The sequence below is a fragment of the Thermostichus sp. OS-CIW-32 genome, assembly GCF_054060415.1.
Genome location: NZ_JBSSDD010000003.1, coordinates 36,792 through 52,966, shown reverse-complemented (window position 1 = coordinate 52,966; position 16,175 = coordinate 36,792). Strand labels below are relative to the sequence as shown.

The window sequence follows — 16,175 nt, the reverse complement described above, 5'->3', positions numbered from 1 at the left end:
CCTACTCCAGAGCAGAGGAGACAGCCTGGGAGCCTGAGATTCCTGACCCTGGAGATCCCGAAACCGGTGGGCTCTCCACCGCTGCGTAACCAGATTGACGGGGCCTGGAGAAGAACAGAGCTGTGCCCAGACAGCCCCAAATGACACAGGCGGCCATAACCCCCCGCTGCAAAGGCCCAAAGGGTGGGGAAGCGCTGGGGATCCCTTCTGTCTGAGGGAACTCCTCGCCCACCGGCACGTTGACCAACACCCCATGCCCCGCCTGGCGAATCCGCACCTGCCAGAGGCCCGTCAGGTTGGGATCCGGCTGCAGCAGAAATCGTCCCCGCGCATCCGTCTGTCCCTCCTGCCAAGGGGTAGTGGGATCCGTTGGCGCAAACACCGTTACCTGCGCAGAACGCATCGGTTCGCCAGAATCGTAGCGGGCCTGGATCTCAAAAGCGGGAACTGCCCGCCAAGAGGCCTCCACCCCGTGGCCCCAAGCGGGAGCAGACAGGAGCAGGCCGAAAGCCAGCAAGCTCAACCGTGCTCCGCATCGCTGACGCGACGCCGCAATCAGGCTCAGTCGGCAGGAAGGGATCCAAAGTTTTGGCCAGACTCGGTTCATTGGTTAGCTGAGGACAGACGACAATCTCTACGCTCTGCAGGCGACCGGTCTTAGAAAAGCCAAGACTTCAGGGCGAAGACTCTGTCTGGGCAGGGCCAGAGGCAGCGCGGCAGTGGCCTTCCCCCACATGGCCCAAGTGGTGCAGGAGCTCCAATGCGGCCTTAGCCGCAGGGGATCCCTCCTGCAGATCCCCCCAGTCCACTTCCAGAAGGTCGGATCCCCCCCCAGTGCTCCGCGCCGCTGACGCGGCCAGCCGCTGCTCCAGGGAGACAGGATCCAACTTCACCAAAGGGGCAAACCCCAGAGCTGCTTGATTGAGGCTGTCGTTGGGGGGCAAGCTTCCATCTCCAAACAGGTGGTCGAAATGGAAGGTGACCTCCAGATCTGCCACCTGGCCGACGCGCACAAAGCCTTTGCGCTCCTCCCCCACATACTCTCCGCAGGTGAAGGCCACCTCAGGGCTGAACTTGAGCACAAACGGCATCTCCCCAGCCCCTTCCTTTGTCGGTCGGGCTTGGCCTTCGATCCAGAGGGAATAGCCCTTTGCCGGCCCCTCCAGTGCTGGCACCAGCCGCCACCCCAGGGCGTTGTAGTGGCTAGGGGGTGCCTCTAGGGATCCCAGTAAGGCCCGCTCCGCCGGGGGAGCCGTGATCAAATCAACCGTGATGGGGCCGGAGAGGCTGACCAATGCCCGTGCCAGCAAATCTGCATTTCCTTCCGGATCAAAGGGCGGATCGGTTTGGTAGGCGGTTATGTCCGCCAGCGTCACGTACACGTGCTCAAAGCTCAGTTCCCAGCCGTCTTTGGAGACAAACCCCTCCCGAATGAAGTCCTCGCCGTTGGCCCAAAACTCCAGAGTACCCATCTCTGCCTTTGCTTGGGCTAGGGGTGCTTCCTGCCTGACCTTTTCCGCTCCAGCGTTAGAAGCCGGTCGGCAGGCGCCTAGAGAGAAGGCCAACCCAAGGGCCAGAAAGGGTAAAGCTAACCCCTTGCCCCAGGGATCCCTTGTTGAAGCACCAAGCCGAAATGGAGTGTGTTTCACCAGTTCCCCTGCCAAGGACTCGGTCCCGATGACGCAAACGGCACTGCTCTAGCGAAACACAGGCTTCCCTGGTGTTACAATCCCCCACCAGGGCATCTGTAGGGCTATGCCTATGGCAAGGGCTACTCCTGCGCTAAATTCCCCGCCCGCACCCAACCTTCCTGCCCATTCTGACGGCGAATGCGCTGCCAACGGCCATCTTCGCTGAGGCCCAGCACCGTCACCACCTCGTTCATGGGCACACCGCCAATGTAGGTTCCCTCCCGCTCTGGAGTGGCCCGCAGCGCCAGGCCAATGGGCTCGCTCACCCGTCCCCGCTCACCTGGGGAAACCACTGCTGCCGTGGGGGGTCGAGTCGGCAAAGGAGTTGATTCAGGGTTGGGTTCAACTGTGGGAGCTGTAGAAGTTGAAGCTGAAGCACCATCCACAGGGCCCAAATTGCCGGCGCGCACCCAGCCCTCTTGTCCGTTCAACTCCCGCCGCACCCGTTGCCAACGACCATCGGCGCTGTACTCCAACACCGTCACCGTTTCCCCCACCACAATTCCCCCTTGGTAGGCTCCATCGGCAGAAGGTTGGCTGCGGATTGCCAGGCCAATGGGCTCGATCACCCGCCCACGGCTGCCGGGGGGAAATCCCTCAGGGTCAACAGTGCCTGCAGCAGGGCCAGAGGGGGGAGAGGGAAAACTGGCTGGGCGGGGCAAGGGATCCAAGCGCACGGCCTGCGGAAATTGAGGCGGGGCAGGGGGGGCCAACATGGGGGCGACGAGCTGCCACAACTGCCAAGCCAAGGCGGCCAGAGCCCCAACCGAGACACTCACCACCACCAAGGTGCCCAAGGGAAAACCGCCAGAAGCAGGAGAAGAACGGCCTCGCATCGGGTAGTTAGCCATCCGAAATACCTTCCCGCAATGCTGCAGGCAAAAATCCGCAGAGAAGATGGGATCCCCGTCAAAACCGGGGATTTACGAAAGCCAGAGCACGACTGCTGCGCAACGCTGACGTGATTGCATCCCAATGTATCGTGTTCCGCAGCGCTCTTGCTAGGCCTGTGCAGAGGAATCGCAACGCTGACGGGGCGACGCGACCCCAGAGGGCAAGGGCGTCGGAGATTAGCTTCTACTTATTGGTGTTGGTGAACTTATTCTGCCAGTCGGTCGTCAAAATCTCTCGGCCAAATACCCATCCTGCCAGAAGGAGGGGCAATGCCAAGCCCAGAAAGCCAAAAAGACTGACCACCTGAGCCACTTGCCGCTGGGCTTGTTTTCTCCTGGGATCCGGGATGTTGTTAGCAGCCAGCACCACTTTAGAACAAAAAGCCACCACCACCGCCCCCACCGGCCCCAAAACCAAAGAGGGCCACAGCCAAGCCGCCACTTGCGAGAATGCGTAGGCTCCGGTGAATGGGATAATCACGAAACAAGCCAGCTCCAGGATCCCCCAGGTGAAGAGGGCCAACCAGAAATCTTTGCGGAAGACTTCATCGGGATTGGTGTACATAAGCCTCCGGGATAAACCGCCCACACTAAGGCCAGACCTCGAGACAGGAACGGAAGCGCCACGGCTTCCAGATTAACTCCAGGTGCAAGGATCTGCTTGACGGATTTCCTCTGCCATTCAGGCAACTCAGTAAGATAATGCCCAAGATTCTTGGATAAGCCTCCGTTGATTTACGCACAGGAGGGCGGCCTCGGCAAGGATAAACTCCCCGCGCGACCCCACACGTAAAGACTTGAAATAAGATTTAGGTGTTCAATAACTCATGAATCACCTGCGTTTGTTGCCCTTTCCAGCCGAGGTTGGGGTCAAGCCTGCCCTGTTGATAAGGCTCTTTTTCCCCTCCCACCTGGCGAGCTGAGGGCCTATTGCCTCTATGTGATGGTTGCCTATGGACTGCCGAAGGGATCCCCACACCCCAACGCCCTGCAACCTTGTCTCCTGCTGACTTCGAGAGTGCCAAGCTGCCATGTCACGCATCCTCATCATCGATGATGATCCCAGCATTTGTGCTCTACTGCAGCGGTACTTGCAGCGGCAGGGGTATTCGGTTGAGGTGGCGATGACGGGGGCCGAGGGCTTACAGCAGTTGCGCGCTTTTCAGCCGGCCTTGGTAATTTTGGATCTGAACTTGCCGGATGTGAGCGGCTACGATCTCTGCCAGCAAATGCAAAAAGAGACCGGCGTGTACGTGTTGATGTTGACCAGCCGCGTCAGCCCTGCTGATAAGTTGCACGGATTCCAGTTGGGGGCAGATGACTACCTGACCAAGCCCTTCAGCCTGCCGGAGTTACAGGCGCGAGTGCAAGCCATTCTGCGGCGGCAACGCATGAAGACCGAAGTTGCCAGCGCACCGGTCTTGACCTTTGCCTCTTTGGTAATCGACCCGGAAACCCGAGCAGTCATCCGCGAGCAGCGCCTGATCAACTTAACAGCACTGGAGTTCGATTTGCTCTATGCTATGGCTCGACATCCGGGGCGGGTTTGGCGACGGGCTGAGCTGATTCAAGAGGTGTGGGATTTTAACCACGAGGGAGATGAACGGGTGGTCGATGTCCACATCGGCCAAATTCGCAAGAAACTAGAGACTGATACCAGCCAACCGGAGTTGATCCGCACCGTGCGTGGAGTTGGCTACAAGTTTGAGCCCCCCGCTCCGAAGGAGGGATGGGGAGAGGAAAAACCTTAACCCCCAAATAACTCTCCCCTCTTCACGTTGGGAGAGGGGCCAGGGGTGAGGGCCCGTTAATCCAAGCGGCGGCCTGTCAAACGCACAAAAATGTCTTCTAAGTTGGCCGGGCGCACCATGAGGCCGGTTTTGTCAGGTTCAGCTTCCAACTGCCGCTGAGCTTCCGCCAAGCTGGGGAAAAAGGTGTACTCCACCTCCCGGCCAGGACAGGATCGCACCAGCAGGGCCTCTCCATACTTGGCCCGCAGTTGCTCGGTGCTGCCCAACTCGATTAACCTTCCCCCATCCATGATGCCGATGCGGTCGCACAGCTCTTCTGCCTCCTCCATGTAGTGGGTGGTAATCAGCAAGGTCATGCCCTGCCGATTGAGATCCCGCAAGATCTCCCACAACAGCCGCCGCGCCTGGGGATCCAACCCGACGGTGGGCTCGTCCAAAAACAAAATCTGGGGGCGATGCAGTAACGCCCTGGCCACCTGCAAGCGTCGTTTCATTCCCCCTGAGAGGGTTTTCACTTTGTCTTGCCGGCGATCCGCCAGCCGCACATACTCCAGCCATTCATCGATGCGCCGTTGCCGCTCTGGGTTGGGGATGTGGTGCATACGCCCGTGGAACTCCAGGTTTTCCCAAACGGTCAGCTCTGCCTCTAGGGTGATAGGCTGCAGAACTACGCCAATTTGCTGCCGCACCGCCACCGGATCCCGCACCACGTCATACCCCCCCACCCGGATGGATCCCTGGCTGGGTCGGGTAAGGCTAGTAAGCATGCGGATGGTGGTGGATTTGCCGGCGCCGTTGGGCCCCAACAGGGCAAACACTTCCCCCTGGGGGATCTGCAGGCTCAAATCTTGAACGGCAACCTGCTGCCCAAAGCGTTTCCACACCCCCTGCATTTCCACCGCCACCGTCTTGGTTTGGGGCAAGGTTGGGGCCGTCGAAAGAGCTGTCACAGTCCGCTCCGGTAAAGTGTAAAGAAATCTGTATTCTCCAGCATACGCCAGCCGTGTCAGCAAGCTGCAGGTCTTATCAGGGATCCCTGCTGCTGGCAGCAGTCTGGGTTGTCTCTTGAGCTTTTGCGTGGCTGTGATTTCGTTCTCTGGGGTTTTTCTCTGGATCTTGCAAAATAGTACACATTGCGTCTGAAGGGTGAACCGCACTCCCAAGACAACACCTGTACAGACTCTGGAAGGGGAAATTGGGCTGGATAGCTCATGGCATATCTGTACGTATCTGTACGTATGGGTAGCAATAAAGACACAAGCTTGAGCGGGCTGACTGTTCGGCTTGGGGCTTTTTCTTGGTGAAGTGACTTCCCTTCAGCGCCCACCGATAACCTCTACTAACCAATGTAAGGAAAATGCAGAGCAAAGACCGGTTCGACCAAATTGACTTCCGGCTGGATCGCCTGGTTGGGGCTGTGTTGACCTTGGCCGAGACCGTCAGCTTCGTCAAGGATGACCTGACCCATCTGAAAGCCATTGTTCAACAACAGGTGCTGATATCCCAGGAGCAGAGCACTTGGCTGGGAGAGTTAAAGGCAATATGTCAACAGCAAGCCGATACAGCTCGTCGCCAATCTGAGACGATTGAGCGGATCATCGCCCATCTCCTGCCCGCTCAGGATCCCAAGTCTTGAAGGATCAGAGGGCAACCTGGGGGCGTGCCACAATGGCAGCAGAGCTGAGGTTTTCCACCGTTGGAGTGCCAGGTTGCAGCAGCAGGACAGGGTTCTGTTGAGGCTGAGGAGCTGCTTGCTTTCTTTCGTTGCCGACGCTTGCCTTACCTGGATCGCTTTGGCCCTCAAGAGGCCAAGCTGCCGCCGGACAACCTGCTGGAGCAATGGCGGCGGGATCGCCAAGCCCTGGCAGCCGCTGTGTTTGAGCGATTCCCCGGAGAACGGGTTGCGCCGGGCAATGAAGCTCTCTTGGCAGCCATGGCCGACGGGGCGGAGCGGATCTACGGCGGACGGATTGCCGCAGAGCTGTTTTGGCAACCGCAGGAAGATCTCAACTGTACTGCTGAGGCAGAGCTGTTGCAGCTTGCTTCTGAACCTGTCCCTCACTCCTCCTCTCCAAGGGATCCCATCCCTGCCCCAGAAGACTGCGAGATGGTGCCCGCTCTTGCGTTGCCGCCTGAAGCTGTTCCAGAGGGACGTTCAGTTTGGGTGAGCAGCTCCCTGGATCTGCTGATTCGGGATCCCGCTCTCGTTGGCAGAAGTCGCCACGCCGCCCGATCCTCTTACCTGCCGGTTCATATTCGTATCGGCAAACGCCCCAAACCGGAATACGAATTGTTGCTGGCTTTGCAGGCAGAGTTGCTCGGATCCCTGCAGGGAAACGTTCCCAAGCGGGGCATTTTGATCCTGAAAGATGGGAAGTGGCACCCCGTCCACCTGAGCCGCCGACGAGCACAGGTGCGGCAATTGCTGCAGGAGTACCTGCACTCCCTCAACCAGCCGGAACCACCGCAGGTGTTCATGGCCCGCAGCCGCTGCCATCTTTGCCACTGGCGGGAGCATTGTCGCCAGTTGAACGCCGCCGCTCAACCCCTCAGCCTGCTGCCGGGCGTAACGGGATCCCGCTATCCCCTTTTGCAAGAGGCGGGGATCCACTCGATTGAAGCCCTGGCCAACGCTCAGTTGGATAGGTTGCAAGCCATTCCCAAGTTGGGATCCGGCGTGGCCCTGCAACTGCAGCTGCAAGCCCGTGCCACCCTCAGCCGGCAGCCTCTCTGGATTCAATCCCCCCCGGAAACCCTGCCCACCACACCCGTAGAGCTGTACTTCGATATCGAGGCGGATCCCCGCCACAACGTCGCCTATCTGCTGGGCCTGCTGGTGGTGGAGCAAGCCGAGGGGAAAAAGGTTGCGAGCTATCACAGTTGCCTGGCCGCCGAGCCGCGGGAAGAAAGGCAAGCTTGGGAGCAATTCTTGCAACTGGCACAACGCTATCCTGACGCTCCCATCTACCACTTTCACGGCTTTGAGGTGCAGACCTGCCGACGGCTGGGGGAGCAATACCGCACGGATCCCCGACAGCTGCGGCAGTTGTTGCAGCGCTTTGTGGATTTACAGGCCTGGGTGCAACGCTCGGTGGTGCTGCCGATCGAGAGCTATTCCCTGAAAAACATCGCCCGCTGGTTGGGGTTTCAGTGGCGTCTGCCTGATGCCAATGGCGCCCAGTCCATTTATTGGTATAGCCAATGGCTGGAAACTCGGGAGCGCAGATATTTGGAGCACTCGCTTATCTACAACGAGGATGACTGCCGGGCTACCCACCGCCTAAAAGACTGGCTGTCCCAAGGAGTCCTCCATGCCGAATGATGCGAATAAATTGACAAAGACGGCCTATCCCCAGCCGCAAATGCCGCAGCTTGCGCTGCCGGTCTTGTGGTCAATGGCTGAGGCTTCGTTTAGAATTAGACAGGCCCATTTAGTTCATTAAATTAAATTAAGGGGATCCCATGCTGTTGAAATCTCATGAATCTCCTCGCCATCAGGGCAGAAACCGTCGCGGTCGTGGGGGATCGGCACGCAAGCGCCAACTGGACAAACGGAACCGCGCCTTGATGCAACGATTACGACAACGAGAGCAAGCTCTCAACTCTCGATCTTCTCGGCGGGGGCAAGTTAACCCTGCCTTTTTTGTGCTTGCTTCTTTTTTCCCTCAGCCTGGCTACAAGGGATCCCGCTTGGCTGCCTGACCCACCCATTCGATGGCATCGAAGAGTTTGCTTCTCGCGCCTTCAAGACAAAGACTGCGCCTCCACCAATAGACGCCCGCTTTAGCAGTTAGCAACATCAATGGGAAGATTTTGGGGCCCTGGATAAGCGCGAAGCTATCGGCCAAGAACGCGAATGGCTCTGTTCTTGGTGCAGGCAGGATCGGGATGACAGGATTTGAACCTGCGGCCCTCTGCTCCCAAAGCAGATGCGCTACCAAGCTGCGCTACATCCCGGCTTAGCTTTTGTGATTATGCCAGATCCCCGCCTCTGATGCACACCCAAGCAGGGATCCCTCGCTCAAGGCAACAAGGGAAACAAACATTTGTCCAGGTCAGGACTTGAGCATCTTGGCCGGCATGACAATGAGGGTATTTCCCTGTCGCTCCACCACGTAGAGCTCCTGTCCGGCTTGGATTTCCAGGTTGGGAATGCTGCACTTGGCGTTCCAGGTGGAACCCAGATAAGAAACCCGCCCCCGTTCGCCTGGGGGAATGGGGGTGATTGCCCGCGCCTCGCGAGATTCCTCTACCTGAACCGATCCATGGGGCACCAGACGGCGGCTGAGGATAATCAACACCACCGATGCCCCAATCCAGCTGGCAAATTGTACCCAGATCGGCAGCCCCAAATAAGCCAAAAGCCCTGCCAAGAGCGCCGCCAGCCCCACCGAGCCGGCAACCAATTCTGGCAAAAACAATTCGGCAGAAATGAGGACTAACCCAATGATGATCCAAGGCCAAACCATAGAATCCAGGGATCCCACCTAACTCAGTATGGCTCAAAACCCCTGGATCCTCAGCAGGGATCCCTTGAGAAGACTCAGTTGGGGCCTACCCGCCCAAGCGGTAGTTCTCCAAAAACTGCAGGGGATCCATCTCTTCCTGAGGGGAGCTTTTGGGTAGGTTCTTGGATTCGGCGATCCGCATCAAGGTCTCCCAGTCGGTGCTCATGACAAAGGCCACGGCTTGGCGAGCCGCCTCTCGGTGGGGGCAGTCCTCTCCCAAGACACAGCCATCTCGACAGAGGGTGGCGCAATCGTGCGCAGTGCTCCTGGGATCCGGGCCAGCCATGATGTCTTCCTCTCGGTGGGTTTCACGTTTTCTTTAGGATACCTGAAGAGAATCTTGCGCTTGCAGGAGATTTGGGTCAGGGCGGGTAGCTTGGATGAGGAGATGAGGCGACAAGACCTGTTCAAGCAAGAGGAGCCTTATGGAGTTTTCGCAATTGCAAGCGCTGGTGGATCGAGCGCTGGAAGACAAAAAGCTCACCCGCACAGAGGTGGATCAAATCGTCAACGCCATCCGGTCGGACGGCAAAATCTCCCCCGAAGAGATAGGCTTGCTGGAGTCCATTCGCGAAATGGTGCTCCGTCGGGAGATTCAGGTGGTGGAAACGGCAGATTGAGGGGCAGGGATCCCCTGTTGCAAGTAGAGGGTGACTTCGCTGCGATTGTGAAACAGGTGGCGGGCTCTCACCAGGGGGAAGGCACTACCCAAAATCTCCAGACTTTGCCGCAGCACCCGCAGGCGGTGTTGACGAGGTAACTTCAGGGTCATCACAGCTCTCCCCTGTGGCTGCAGATGGGGAGCAAAAGCCACCATCAGGCGGGCAGAAGCCGGGCCATCCATGCGCATGTCGTTGAGGATCAGGTGAAACCGGCCTGGGCCACGGGCCAAGTAGGCTTGGGCGCTGAGGCGATGGTGGCAGATCCCCGGATCTTGGCTGAGGCGCTCGTCCAAGTCCGCCGGATCCACTGCCGTGACCTGCTGGCCATATAGACGCAAAATGCGCGACCATCCCCCCGGCGCTGCCCCCAGATCCAGAGCCTGTCCCCCTGGCACCAAGGGAATCTGAAACACCTGGATGGCCTCCAGCAGCTTAAACTCGGAGCGGCTGATCTGCTCTGGATCCCGCCGAAAGCGATGGATCCCACCGGCCCAGTTGGAGAGGTTCTGGGCAGCCAAGGATAGGCCCAGCCAAGCGCGAATGCCCATCGGTTGAGCCAGGATCACCACCGAGATCACCTGCTGGGGGTCTTTGACCTCCAGGGGGGATCCCACCGCTGCCATCACCTGTTCGGCCAGGGTTTCATTGACCTGGAAGGGCTTGAGAGCCGGCTCTCCAAACAGGCGCGTCTGAACCGAAAAGCTGAGGGCGGGGTCAATGGCTGCCAACATTTCCCCATCAAGGCGCAATTCAACTAAGGATCCCTCGGCCAGCCGCCGTTCTTGGTGAATGGGGCAGATGTGGCGTAAAAAAATGGGCGGGTCAGCTTGCCAAGCCTCAGCCAGGTCAGCAAATGAGCGTTGGCTGCATACCCACACCAAGCCAGGTGCTTCCTTTAGCCGCTGCACGGCAGCCTCTGGATCCGCAGCTTCTATCTCCCGGATCGCCAAATCCATAAAATCCGGGTCGGCGCTGCCCAGCCATGTATGGGTATCAGGGGGGAGAGGATTGCTCAACGGGCCCGCTGCCAACGCAGGTAGGGTAAAGAAGCGGCTACTTGGTGAATCTGAGCTTGAGCGGCCAGCAGTTGTCCTGTGGCGTCCCAGGTGCCCTGCACCAGCATTTGCCAGGCTCCTTGGGGGATCTCCACAGCAGCGGCGTTCTCCCCCCAGCACACCTGTTTGCTGGGCAGATCCAGCGTCAACTGGAGCTGGGGATCCTCGGCCACCGCCTTCTGCAGGGCTTGAATCACAGCCGGGGGTGCCGTAACACAAGGGATCCCTAGGGCCAAGCAGTTGCCGAAGAAGATCTCGGCAAAGCTTTCGCCAATGAGGGCGCGGATCCCCCACTTGGCCAGCGCTTGGGGCGCATGCTCCCGGCTGGAGCCACAGCCAAAATTGGCATTGACCACAAGGATCTGGGCTCCCTGGTACTGGGGTTGATCGAAGGGGTGTTGGCCGGGATCCTGGGCGCGGTCGTCGGCAAACACGTGCTGGCCCAAGCCGTCGAAGGTGACGCACTTCAAAAAGCGGGCCGGGATAATCCGATCGGTGTCGATGTCGTTGCCCAGCAGGGGGATCCCTCGGCCTGTGACGGTCAAAACTTCGCTTGACATGGGAACTTCGATGAACTTCTGAACTCGATCTTTGGACTTGATCTGGAGATCGGCTTCGGGGGACTGGAATGCTCGGCAAAACCCTGCCCGGCTGCAGATGGGCCAGCCTCAACGACAAAAGGGGAAGGCTTGGCTCGGCTACCGGCGGTAAACCTGATTTTCCAAATTGCGCACCTGCCGCTCCAGCCGATCCAGCCGCCCGCGCAGCTCGTCCATTTCCGATTGGCGGGGCACGCCCAGATCCTGCAGGACGTTGCGCACCTGCCGCTGAACATAGGATTCAAAGTTGCTCTGCTCGGCTTTCACCTGGTTGAGCAGGTTGTTGATGACATTGGATGCCTCTTCTGGGTTGAGCTGCCCCTTCTGCACCAAGTCGTCGGCAGCCTTTCTCAACTGTTCTGCCAGCAGAGTGGTTGTGCCCACGCCCATTAGCAAGAGCTGACGTAAGATACTGTTGTTGTGCAATGCTGCCCTCCAGAGGACACTTCGCGAACGGTACGGGCCTCCATGACTACCCATTTTCCTCAGTTTGCCCTCAACTTCGCAACCGGCTCGGCCAGTTTCTCCCTTTCGCCAGAGGTGGCACAACAATGGCACAAGGCCCTGCAAATCCTCTTGGAGCGGCTCAAGGTTCGCTCGGGCAGCTCCCGGCAGCAGCCTCAGGAGCCGGTTGAGTTTCGTTACCCTACTGAAGATTTCAGCTTGGAGATGTTCTGCAACCCCAACATCTGGGTCGGCCCCCACGCAGCCAAGGTCTTGGTTACTGTGAAAACGGAAGGGCTGCGCTTTTCCACTGAGGTGGAGTTCTCTCGCCTTCAAGAAGACCTCAGCCAGTATCTGGAGTCCCTAACATGAGCGAAGATGCCCATGCTGCAGGAGAGGATCCCGCGGCCATTACGGTGACGCAACTGCTGGACGAGCCGTCAGAGGGGATCCCCGGCCACTTGGAAGTGGTTGCCCTCACTTGGCACGACCGCCAGCGATCCCGGCAACGGCTGGTGAGCGATCTGGGCACCGAGATCCAGTTGATGCTGCCTCGGGGCACCCATCTTCACGATGGGGATCTGCTCTATGCGGATGCGCAGCGACACATTCGGGTCAGAGCCCAACCCGAACCGGTGCTCTTGATTCAACCTGAAAACCCCATCCAGATGGGCCAAGTGATTCATCAACTGGGCAATTGGCACCGCCCGGCCCACGTTTCCCCCCAAGGGCAGATCCTGGCGCTGGCCGATGATCCGCTGCAGGACTGGCTGGCCCACATGGGGATCCCGTTTCGGTTGGAGATGGAGGTCTTCGAGCCCAACCTGTTGGCCCACAGCCATTAATTCGACCCATTGAGCAGTCACCATCAGATGTCTAGGTTCTCGATCCGAACCGGCTCAAGAGGTTCTGCCAGCGGAAACCCCAACACCTGGGCATAAAAGTAGAGCTCTGCCTCCAAAGCCCGTTTGATGTTGGCCGCCTGGCGAAAGCCGTGTTGCTCTCCCTCGAAGGGCACATAGGCCACTGGGATCCCTTTGGCCCGTAGGGCTGCCACCATCCTCTCCGCCTGATTGGGGGGCACGATGGCGTCTTCCAACCCTTGGAAGAAGATAACCGGACAATTGAGGCCCTCCAGGTGATGAATGGGGGAACGCTCCCGGTAGAGATCCCGCCGCTCTGGGTAGGGGCCAATGAGGCTGTCCAAGTAGCGAGACTCGAACTTGTGGGTCTCCTGGGCTAGGGCTTCTAGATCGCTCACCCCGTAGTAGCTGGCACCTGCTCGGAAGACCCTGTGGAAGGTCAAGGCCGCCAACGTGGTATAGCCGCCAGCGCTGCCCCCTTGAATGAGCAGCCGTTCCCCATCCACCTTGCCCTGTTCTGCCAAAAATTGAGCTCCGGCAATGCAATCTTCCACATCTACCAGGCCCCACCGGCCTTTGAGAGCATCCCGATAGGCCCGTCCGTAGCCGCTGCTGCCCCGGTAGTTCACATCCAAAACGGCAATCCCCCGACTGGTCCAGTATTGGATCCCCAGGTTGAGCACGGCTGCCGTCGCCCCGGTGGGCCCGCCGTGGCTTTTCACCAGCAGGGGTGGCTTTTCGCCAGCAGGGGCAACAAAGTCTCGGTTTTTGGGCGGATAGAAGAAGGCGTAGGCCACTTCCTTGCCGCCACCGGTGGGAAAAACAATGGGCTCTGGGATCGACAGATAGTCCGGATCCACCGCCACGCTGCTGGAACGGGCCACCACCTCCACTTGGCTGGAGGGTAAGTCTAGGCAGACCAAGGCAGTGGCTTCCGTCGGGGATCCGGCCAGGAAAGCGGCTTTTTCCCCACTTACCTGCAGATTGTGGATCTCGGTGTAGGGCAAAGGGATCTCTTCCTGTTGCCCCGACTGGGGATCCAGATAAGCCAGATGAGACAGCCCGTCTTGTTCATAACAGGCCAGGATGCGCCCATCGCCACAGAAGCCGTAGGTGCTCAGGCCAAACACCCACTGCGGCTCTCCAAACTCCGCTTCCATAGGGCAGAGGGGAATGGGGCCCTGGGGATCCCAGCGATAGAGGTTCCACCAGCCGCTGCGATCCGAAACAAAGTAGAGATCCCCCTCCGGTGACCACTGGGGCTGGAAGATCGACTCGGCAGGGCCACCGGCTAGCTTTTGAGGTTCTCCCAAGCTGCCGTCAGGGTTCACCTCAGACCGCCACAACTCTGTGCCGTCCCAGGGCATTTGGGGGTGATCCCAGGTCAGCCATACCAAGGTCTGGCCGTCTGGACTGAGGCGCGGGCTGGCGTAGAAGTCGTGCCCAGAAGCCAAAATCTGCTGGGATCCACTTGCTAAGTCAATCGAGACAAGGCTGTTTTCCGGCTCTCCCTGGCGGCTGTGATCCTCCCGCACACAGAGGATGCGTCCACGCGCCCGATCCACCACCCCATCTGCATAGCGATAGGGGCCTGCTTCCGTCAGGGGCTGGGGATCTGAACCCGGCAGCAGGCGGTAGAGCCGTTGGTCAGCGAAGTTGCAAAAATACACTACCCCTGCCGACACCCAATAAGCTCCACCCCCATACTCATGCACTCGTGTCCGCACATTGAAAGGTGCCGGTGTCAGCTCCACCAGGATCCCGTCGGCAGAGCACCGCATCAGCACGTTTCGCCCCTTCTCTTGTGGGCGACCCTCCGTCCAGTAGAGATCCCCCTGATCCCAAACCATCTGTCCCAAGCGCAGGGATCCCGTCACCACCAGGTCAGCGGTAATCGGGGATCGCCAAGATCCATAGCCGGCCTGCTGCACCATAAGCTGTTAACTCTAAGCTGTTAACTCTCAACTAATTCTCGACCCCAGAACCCCTATTATGCCGGCAGCAAGGGATCCCTGCCTTTGCCTACAGCCTGTGGGGAAAGGGAGCCGAGAACAGGCTCGGATTCTGGGAAAAGGTATCCCGCGATACAATTCTCTCCGGGCTGAATGGGTTTGATGGAACACGTTAAGGCAACAGGGATGCACAACGCTTTCTCGACTGCAGGATTAGCCTTTTCCTCTGTTGATGTTGGGAAGGCATTCGGTGAAAGCCTCAGCCGACTGCAGTTGGGCAAATTTAACACATGGGCGAGGTGATGAGCTAAGTGCTTCCCTCTGTTGGCCGGGCTGCTGCAACAACTGGACTTTTTAATACCCTTTGCACTCACTTCGTTTCGGAGATCACCGATGGCTCTATCATTTAATCGTCGTCAAGTGCTGAAAATGGGCGCTCTGGCCGGAGCCGGGGCTGCCCTAGGGCCGCAGATCTGGGTGAAGCGATCCGTGCCCGCCTACGCCCAGGGAGAGACCATTCGCGTTGGCATTTTGCACTCCCTCAGCGGCACCATGGCCATTTCGGAAACCAGCGTGGTGGATGCGGAAAAGCTGGCTATCAAAGAGATCAATGCCGCCGGTGGGGTTTTGGGCAAGCAGATCGAGCCGATTATCGAGGACGGGGCTTCCGATTGGCCAACCTTTGCCGAGAAAGCCACCAAATTGATCGATGTGGACAAGGTGGCAACGGTATTCGGCTGCTGGACTTCGGCCAGTCGCAAAGCCGTGTTGCCGGTGTTTGAATCCAAGCAGCACCTGCTCTGGTATCCCGTGCAGTACGAAGGACAAGAGTGCTCCAAAAACATCTTCTACACCGGCGCTGCCCCCAACCAGCAGATCGAGCCTTCCGTGGAATGGCTGCTCAACAATAAAGGTAAAGAGTTCTTCCTGGTGGGATCCGACTACGTGTTCCCCCGCACGGCCAACACCATCATCAAGGCCCAGTTGGAAGCCCTGGGGGGCAAGGTGGTGGGTGAAGACTATCTGCCTTTGGGCAACACAGAAGTTACCCCCATCATCAGCAAGATCCGGGCCGCTCTTCCCAATGGCGGTGTGATCTACAACAGCTTGAACGGCGACAGCAACGTGGCCTTTTTCAAACAACTGGAAGGGGCAGGGCTGGGGCCAGATCGCTATCCTTCCATGTCCGTCAGCATTGCTGAAGAAGAGGTACAGGCCATCGGCCCCGAATTCTTGGAAGGGCACTTCGCCGCCTGGAACTACTTTATGACGGTGGATACGCCTGCCAACAAGAAGTTTGTGGAAGCTTTCAAGGCAGAATACGGCCAAAACCGCGTCACCAACGACCCGATGGAAGCCGCCTACATCATGGTTTACATCTGGAAGCAGGCAGTGGAAAAAGCGGGAACAGTGGAAATCGACGCCGTGCGGCAGGCAGCCTATGGCCAGACCTTTGATGCCCCAGAAGGCTTGGTAACCATGAACACCAATCACCACCTGACCAAGTATGTGCGGATCGGCCAGGTGCGCTCTGACGGTTTGTTTGATGTCATCTTTTCTACGGATGCCGTGGAGCCGCAGCCCTGGAACCAGTTTGTGGCAGAGACCAAGGGCTTTGCCTGCGATTGGTCAGATCCGGCCAAGGGCGGTCGCTACAAAGTCAAAGTCAGCTAGTCCTGGCCAGGGCTGGGATCCCTTGCCGTTTGGATAGGGTCGGGGATCCCGCCTAGATGCTCGGTTAGCCTCCCTAGTTTAGT

19 protein-coding genes and 1 tRNA gene are annotated in these 16,175 nt (G+C 58.7%); 8 read left to right on the top strand and 12 right to left on the bottom strand.

Features of this window, described 5'->3' with window-relative positions; translation table 11 throughout:
* Position 1 precedes the first annotated feature (1 nt).
* The 4 genes from ACVWY8_RS05250 to ACVWY8_RS05235 all read right to left on the bottom strand — a co-directional run bounded on the left by ACVWY8_RS05250 (position 2) and on the right by ACVWY8_RS05235 (position 3,149).
* Entirely contained in the window at positions 2–523 is a 522-nt protein-coding gene (locus ACVWY8_RS05250; protein ID WP_457396883.1) for a hypothetical protein, read from the bottom strand.
* A gap of 151 nt (positions 524–674) precedes the next feature.
* Positions 675–1,472, bottom strand: coding sequence for a hypothetical protein (locus tag ACVWY8_RS05245; RefSeq protein ID WP_414357378.1), 798 nt, complete (start codon positions 1,470–1,472; stop codon positions 675–677).
* Between the two features lie 299 nt (positions 1,473–1,771).
* Positions 1,772–2,542, bottom strand: coding sequence for an SH3 domain-containing protein (locus tag ACVWY8_RS05240; protein ID WP_457393385.1), 771 nt, complete (start codon positions 2,540–2,542; stop codon positions 1,772–1,774).
* A 226-nt stretch (positions 2,543–2,768) separates the two neighbouring features.
* Positions 2,769–3,149, bottom strand: a complete 381-nt coding sequence (locus ACVWY8_RS05235; protein ID WP_457393383.1) for a hypothetical protein — start codon at positions 3,147–3,149, stop codon at positions 2,769–2,771.
* 466 nt (positions 3,150–3,615) lie between these two features.
* On the opposite strand from ACVWY8_RS05235, the gene ACVWY8_RS05230 reads away from it, so the two are divergent.
* Positions 3,616–4,335, top strand: a complete 720-nt coding sequence (locus ACVWY8_RS05230) for a response regulator transcription factor (protein ID WP_011433617.1) — start codon at positions 3,616–3,618, stop codon at positions 4,333–4,335.
* 56 nt (positions 4,336–4,391) lie between these two features.
* Here ACVWY8_RS05230 and ACVWY8_RS05225 read toward each other — a convergent pair whose 3' ends face one another.
* Entirely contained in the window at positions 4,392–5,240 is an 849-nt protein-coding gene (locus ACVWY8_RS05225) for an ABC transporter ATP-binding protein (RefSeq protein ID WP_011433616.1), read from the bottom strand.
* A 452-nt stretch (positions 5,241–5,692) separates the two neighbouring features.
* On the opposite strand from ACVWY8_RS05225, the gene ACVWY8_RS05220 reads away from it, so the two are divergent.
* From ACVWY8_RS05220 to ACVWY8_RS05210, 3 genes are all read left to right on the top strand, one after another.
* The gene (locus tag ACVWY8_RS05220; protein WP_011431115.1) at positions 5,693–5,971 is read left to right on the top strand and encodes a hypothetical protein; all 279 of its coding nucleotides are present in this window, start codon (positions 5,693–5,695) and stop codon (positions 5,969–5,971) included.
* A gap of 60 nt (positions 5,972–6,031) precedes the next feature.
* The gene (locus ACVWY8_RS05215; protein ID WP_457393381.1) at positions 6,032–7,657 is read left to right on the top strand and encodes a TM0106 family RecB-like putative nuclease; all 1,626 of its coding nucleotides are present in this window, start codon (positions 6,032–6,034) and stop codon (positions 7,655–7,657) included.
* Between the two features lie 140 nt (positions 7,658–7,797).
* The gene (locus ACVWY8_RS05210) at positions 7,798–8,037 is read left to right on the top strand and encodes a hypothetical protein (protein WP_457393379.1); all 240 of its coding nucleotides are present in this window, start codon (positions 7,798–7,800) and stop codon (positions 8,035–8,037) included.
* A gap of 181 nt (positions 8,038–8,218) precedes the next feature.
* Here ACVWY8_RS05210 and ACVWY8_RS05205 read toward each other — a convergent pair.
* From ACVWY8_RS05205 to ACVWY8_RS05195, 3 genes are all read right to left on the bottom strand, one after another.
* Positions 8,219–8,292: transfer RNA gene (locus tag ACVWY8_RS05205), tRNA-Pro, on the bottom strand.
* A 98-nt stretch (positions 8,293–8,390) separates the two neighbouring features.
* Positions 8,391–8,804, bottom strand: a complete 414-nt coding sequence (locus ACVWY8_RS05200; RefSeq protein WP_414346738.1) for an NfeD family protein — start codon at positions 8,802–8,804, stop codon at positions 8,391–8,393.
* An 85-nt stretch (positions 8,805–8,889) separates the two neighbouring features.
* Positions 8,890–9,129, bottom strand: coding sequence for a hypothetical protein (locus ACVWY8_RS05195; protein ID WP_011433611.1), 240 nt, complete (start codon positions 9,127–9,129; stop codon positions 8,890–8,892).
* 139 nt (positions 9,130–9,268) lie between these two features.
* On the opposite strand from ACVWY8_RS05195, the gene ACVWY8_RS05190 reads away from it, so the two are divergent.
* A complete protein-coding gene (locus tag ACVWY8_RS05190) occupies positions 9,269–9,463 on the top strand; it encodes a hypothetical protein (RefSeq protein WP_011433610.1) in 195 nt (64 codons plus the stop codon).
* Here the strand turns inward: ACVWY8_RS05190 and ACVWY8_RS05185 are convergent.
* The 3 genes from ACVWY8_RS05185 to ACVWY8_RS05175 all read right to left on the bottom strand — a co-directional run bounded on the left by ACVWY8_RS05185 (position 9,439) and on the right by ACVWY8_RS05175 (position 11,585).
* Complete coding sequence (locus ACVWY8_RS05185; RefSeq protein ID WP_457393377.1) at positions 9,439–10,521, bottom strand: SAM-dependent methyltransferase; 1,083 nt, start codon at positions 10,519–10,521, stop codon at positions 9,439–9,441. The two genes, ACVWY8_RS05190 and ACVWY8_RS05185, sit on opposite strands and share 25 nt — an antisense overlap.
* Entirely contained in the window at positions 10,518–11,120 is a 603-nt protein-coding gene (gene leuD, locus ACVWY8_RS05180) for a 3-isopropylmalate dehydratase small subunit (RefSeq protein ID WP_457393375.1), read from the bottom strand. Before leuD ends, ACVWY8_RS05185 begins: the two co-directional genes overlap by 4 nt.
* A 138-nt stretch (positions 11,121–11,258) precedes the next feature.
* The gene (locus ACVWY8_RS05175; protein ID WP_457396880.1) at positions 11,259–11,585 is read right to left on the bottom strand and encodes a phasin family protein; all 327 of its coding nucleotides are present in this window, start codon (positions 11,583–11,585) and stop codon (positions 11,259–11,261) included.
* Between the two features lie 42 nt (positions 11,586–11,627).
* Here ACVWY8_RS05175 and ACVWY8_RS05170 point away from each other — a divergent pair, with 42 nt between their 5' ends.
* Together ACVWY8_RS05170 and ACVWY8_RS05165 are read left to right on the top strand one after the other, a co-directional pair.
* Positions 11,628–11,975 carry a hypothetical protein gene (locus tag ACVWY8_RS05170; RefSeq protein WP_457393373.1) on the top strand — a complete coding sequence of 116 codons (348 nt, stop codon included), beginning with the start codon at positions 11,628–11,630 and terminating at the stop codon, positions 11,973–11,975.
* Complete coding sequence (locus tag ACVWY8_RS05165) at positions 11,972–12,448, top strand: urease accessory protein UreE (protein WP_457393372.1); 477 nt, start codon at positions 11,972–11,974, stop codon at positions 12,446–12,448. Before ACVWY8_RS05170 ends, ACVWY8_RS05165 begins: the two co-directional genes overlap by 4 nt.
* A gap of 23 nt (positions 12,449–12,471) precedes the next feature.
* Here the strand turns inward: ACVWY8_RS05165 and ACVWY8_RS05160 are convergent, their stop codons facing one another.
* Positions 12,472–14,400, bottom strand: a complete 1,929-nt coding sequence (locus ACVWY8_RS05160) for a prolyl oligopeptidase family serine peptidase (RefSeq protein ID WP_457393370.1) — start codon at positions 14,398–14,400, stop codon at positions 12,472–12,474.
* A 411-nt stretch (positions 14,401–14,811) separates the two neighbouring features.
* Between ACVWY8_RS05160 and urtA the strand changes: the two genes are divergently transcribed.
* The gene (gene urtA, locus ACVWY8_RS05155; protein ID WP_457387636.1) at positions 14,812–16,092 is read left to right on the top strand and encodes an urea ABC transporter substrate-binding protein; all 1,281 of its coding nucleotides are present in this window, start codon (positions 14,812–14,814) and stop codon (positions 16,090–16,092) included.
* Positions 16,093–16,175: the final 83 nt, after the last annotated feature.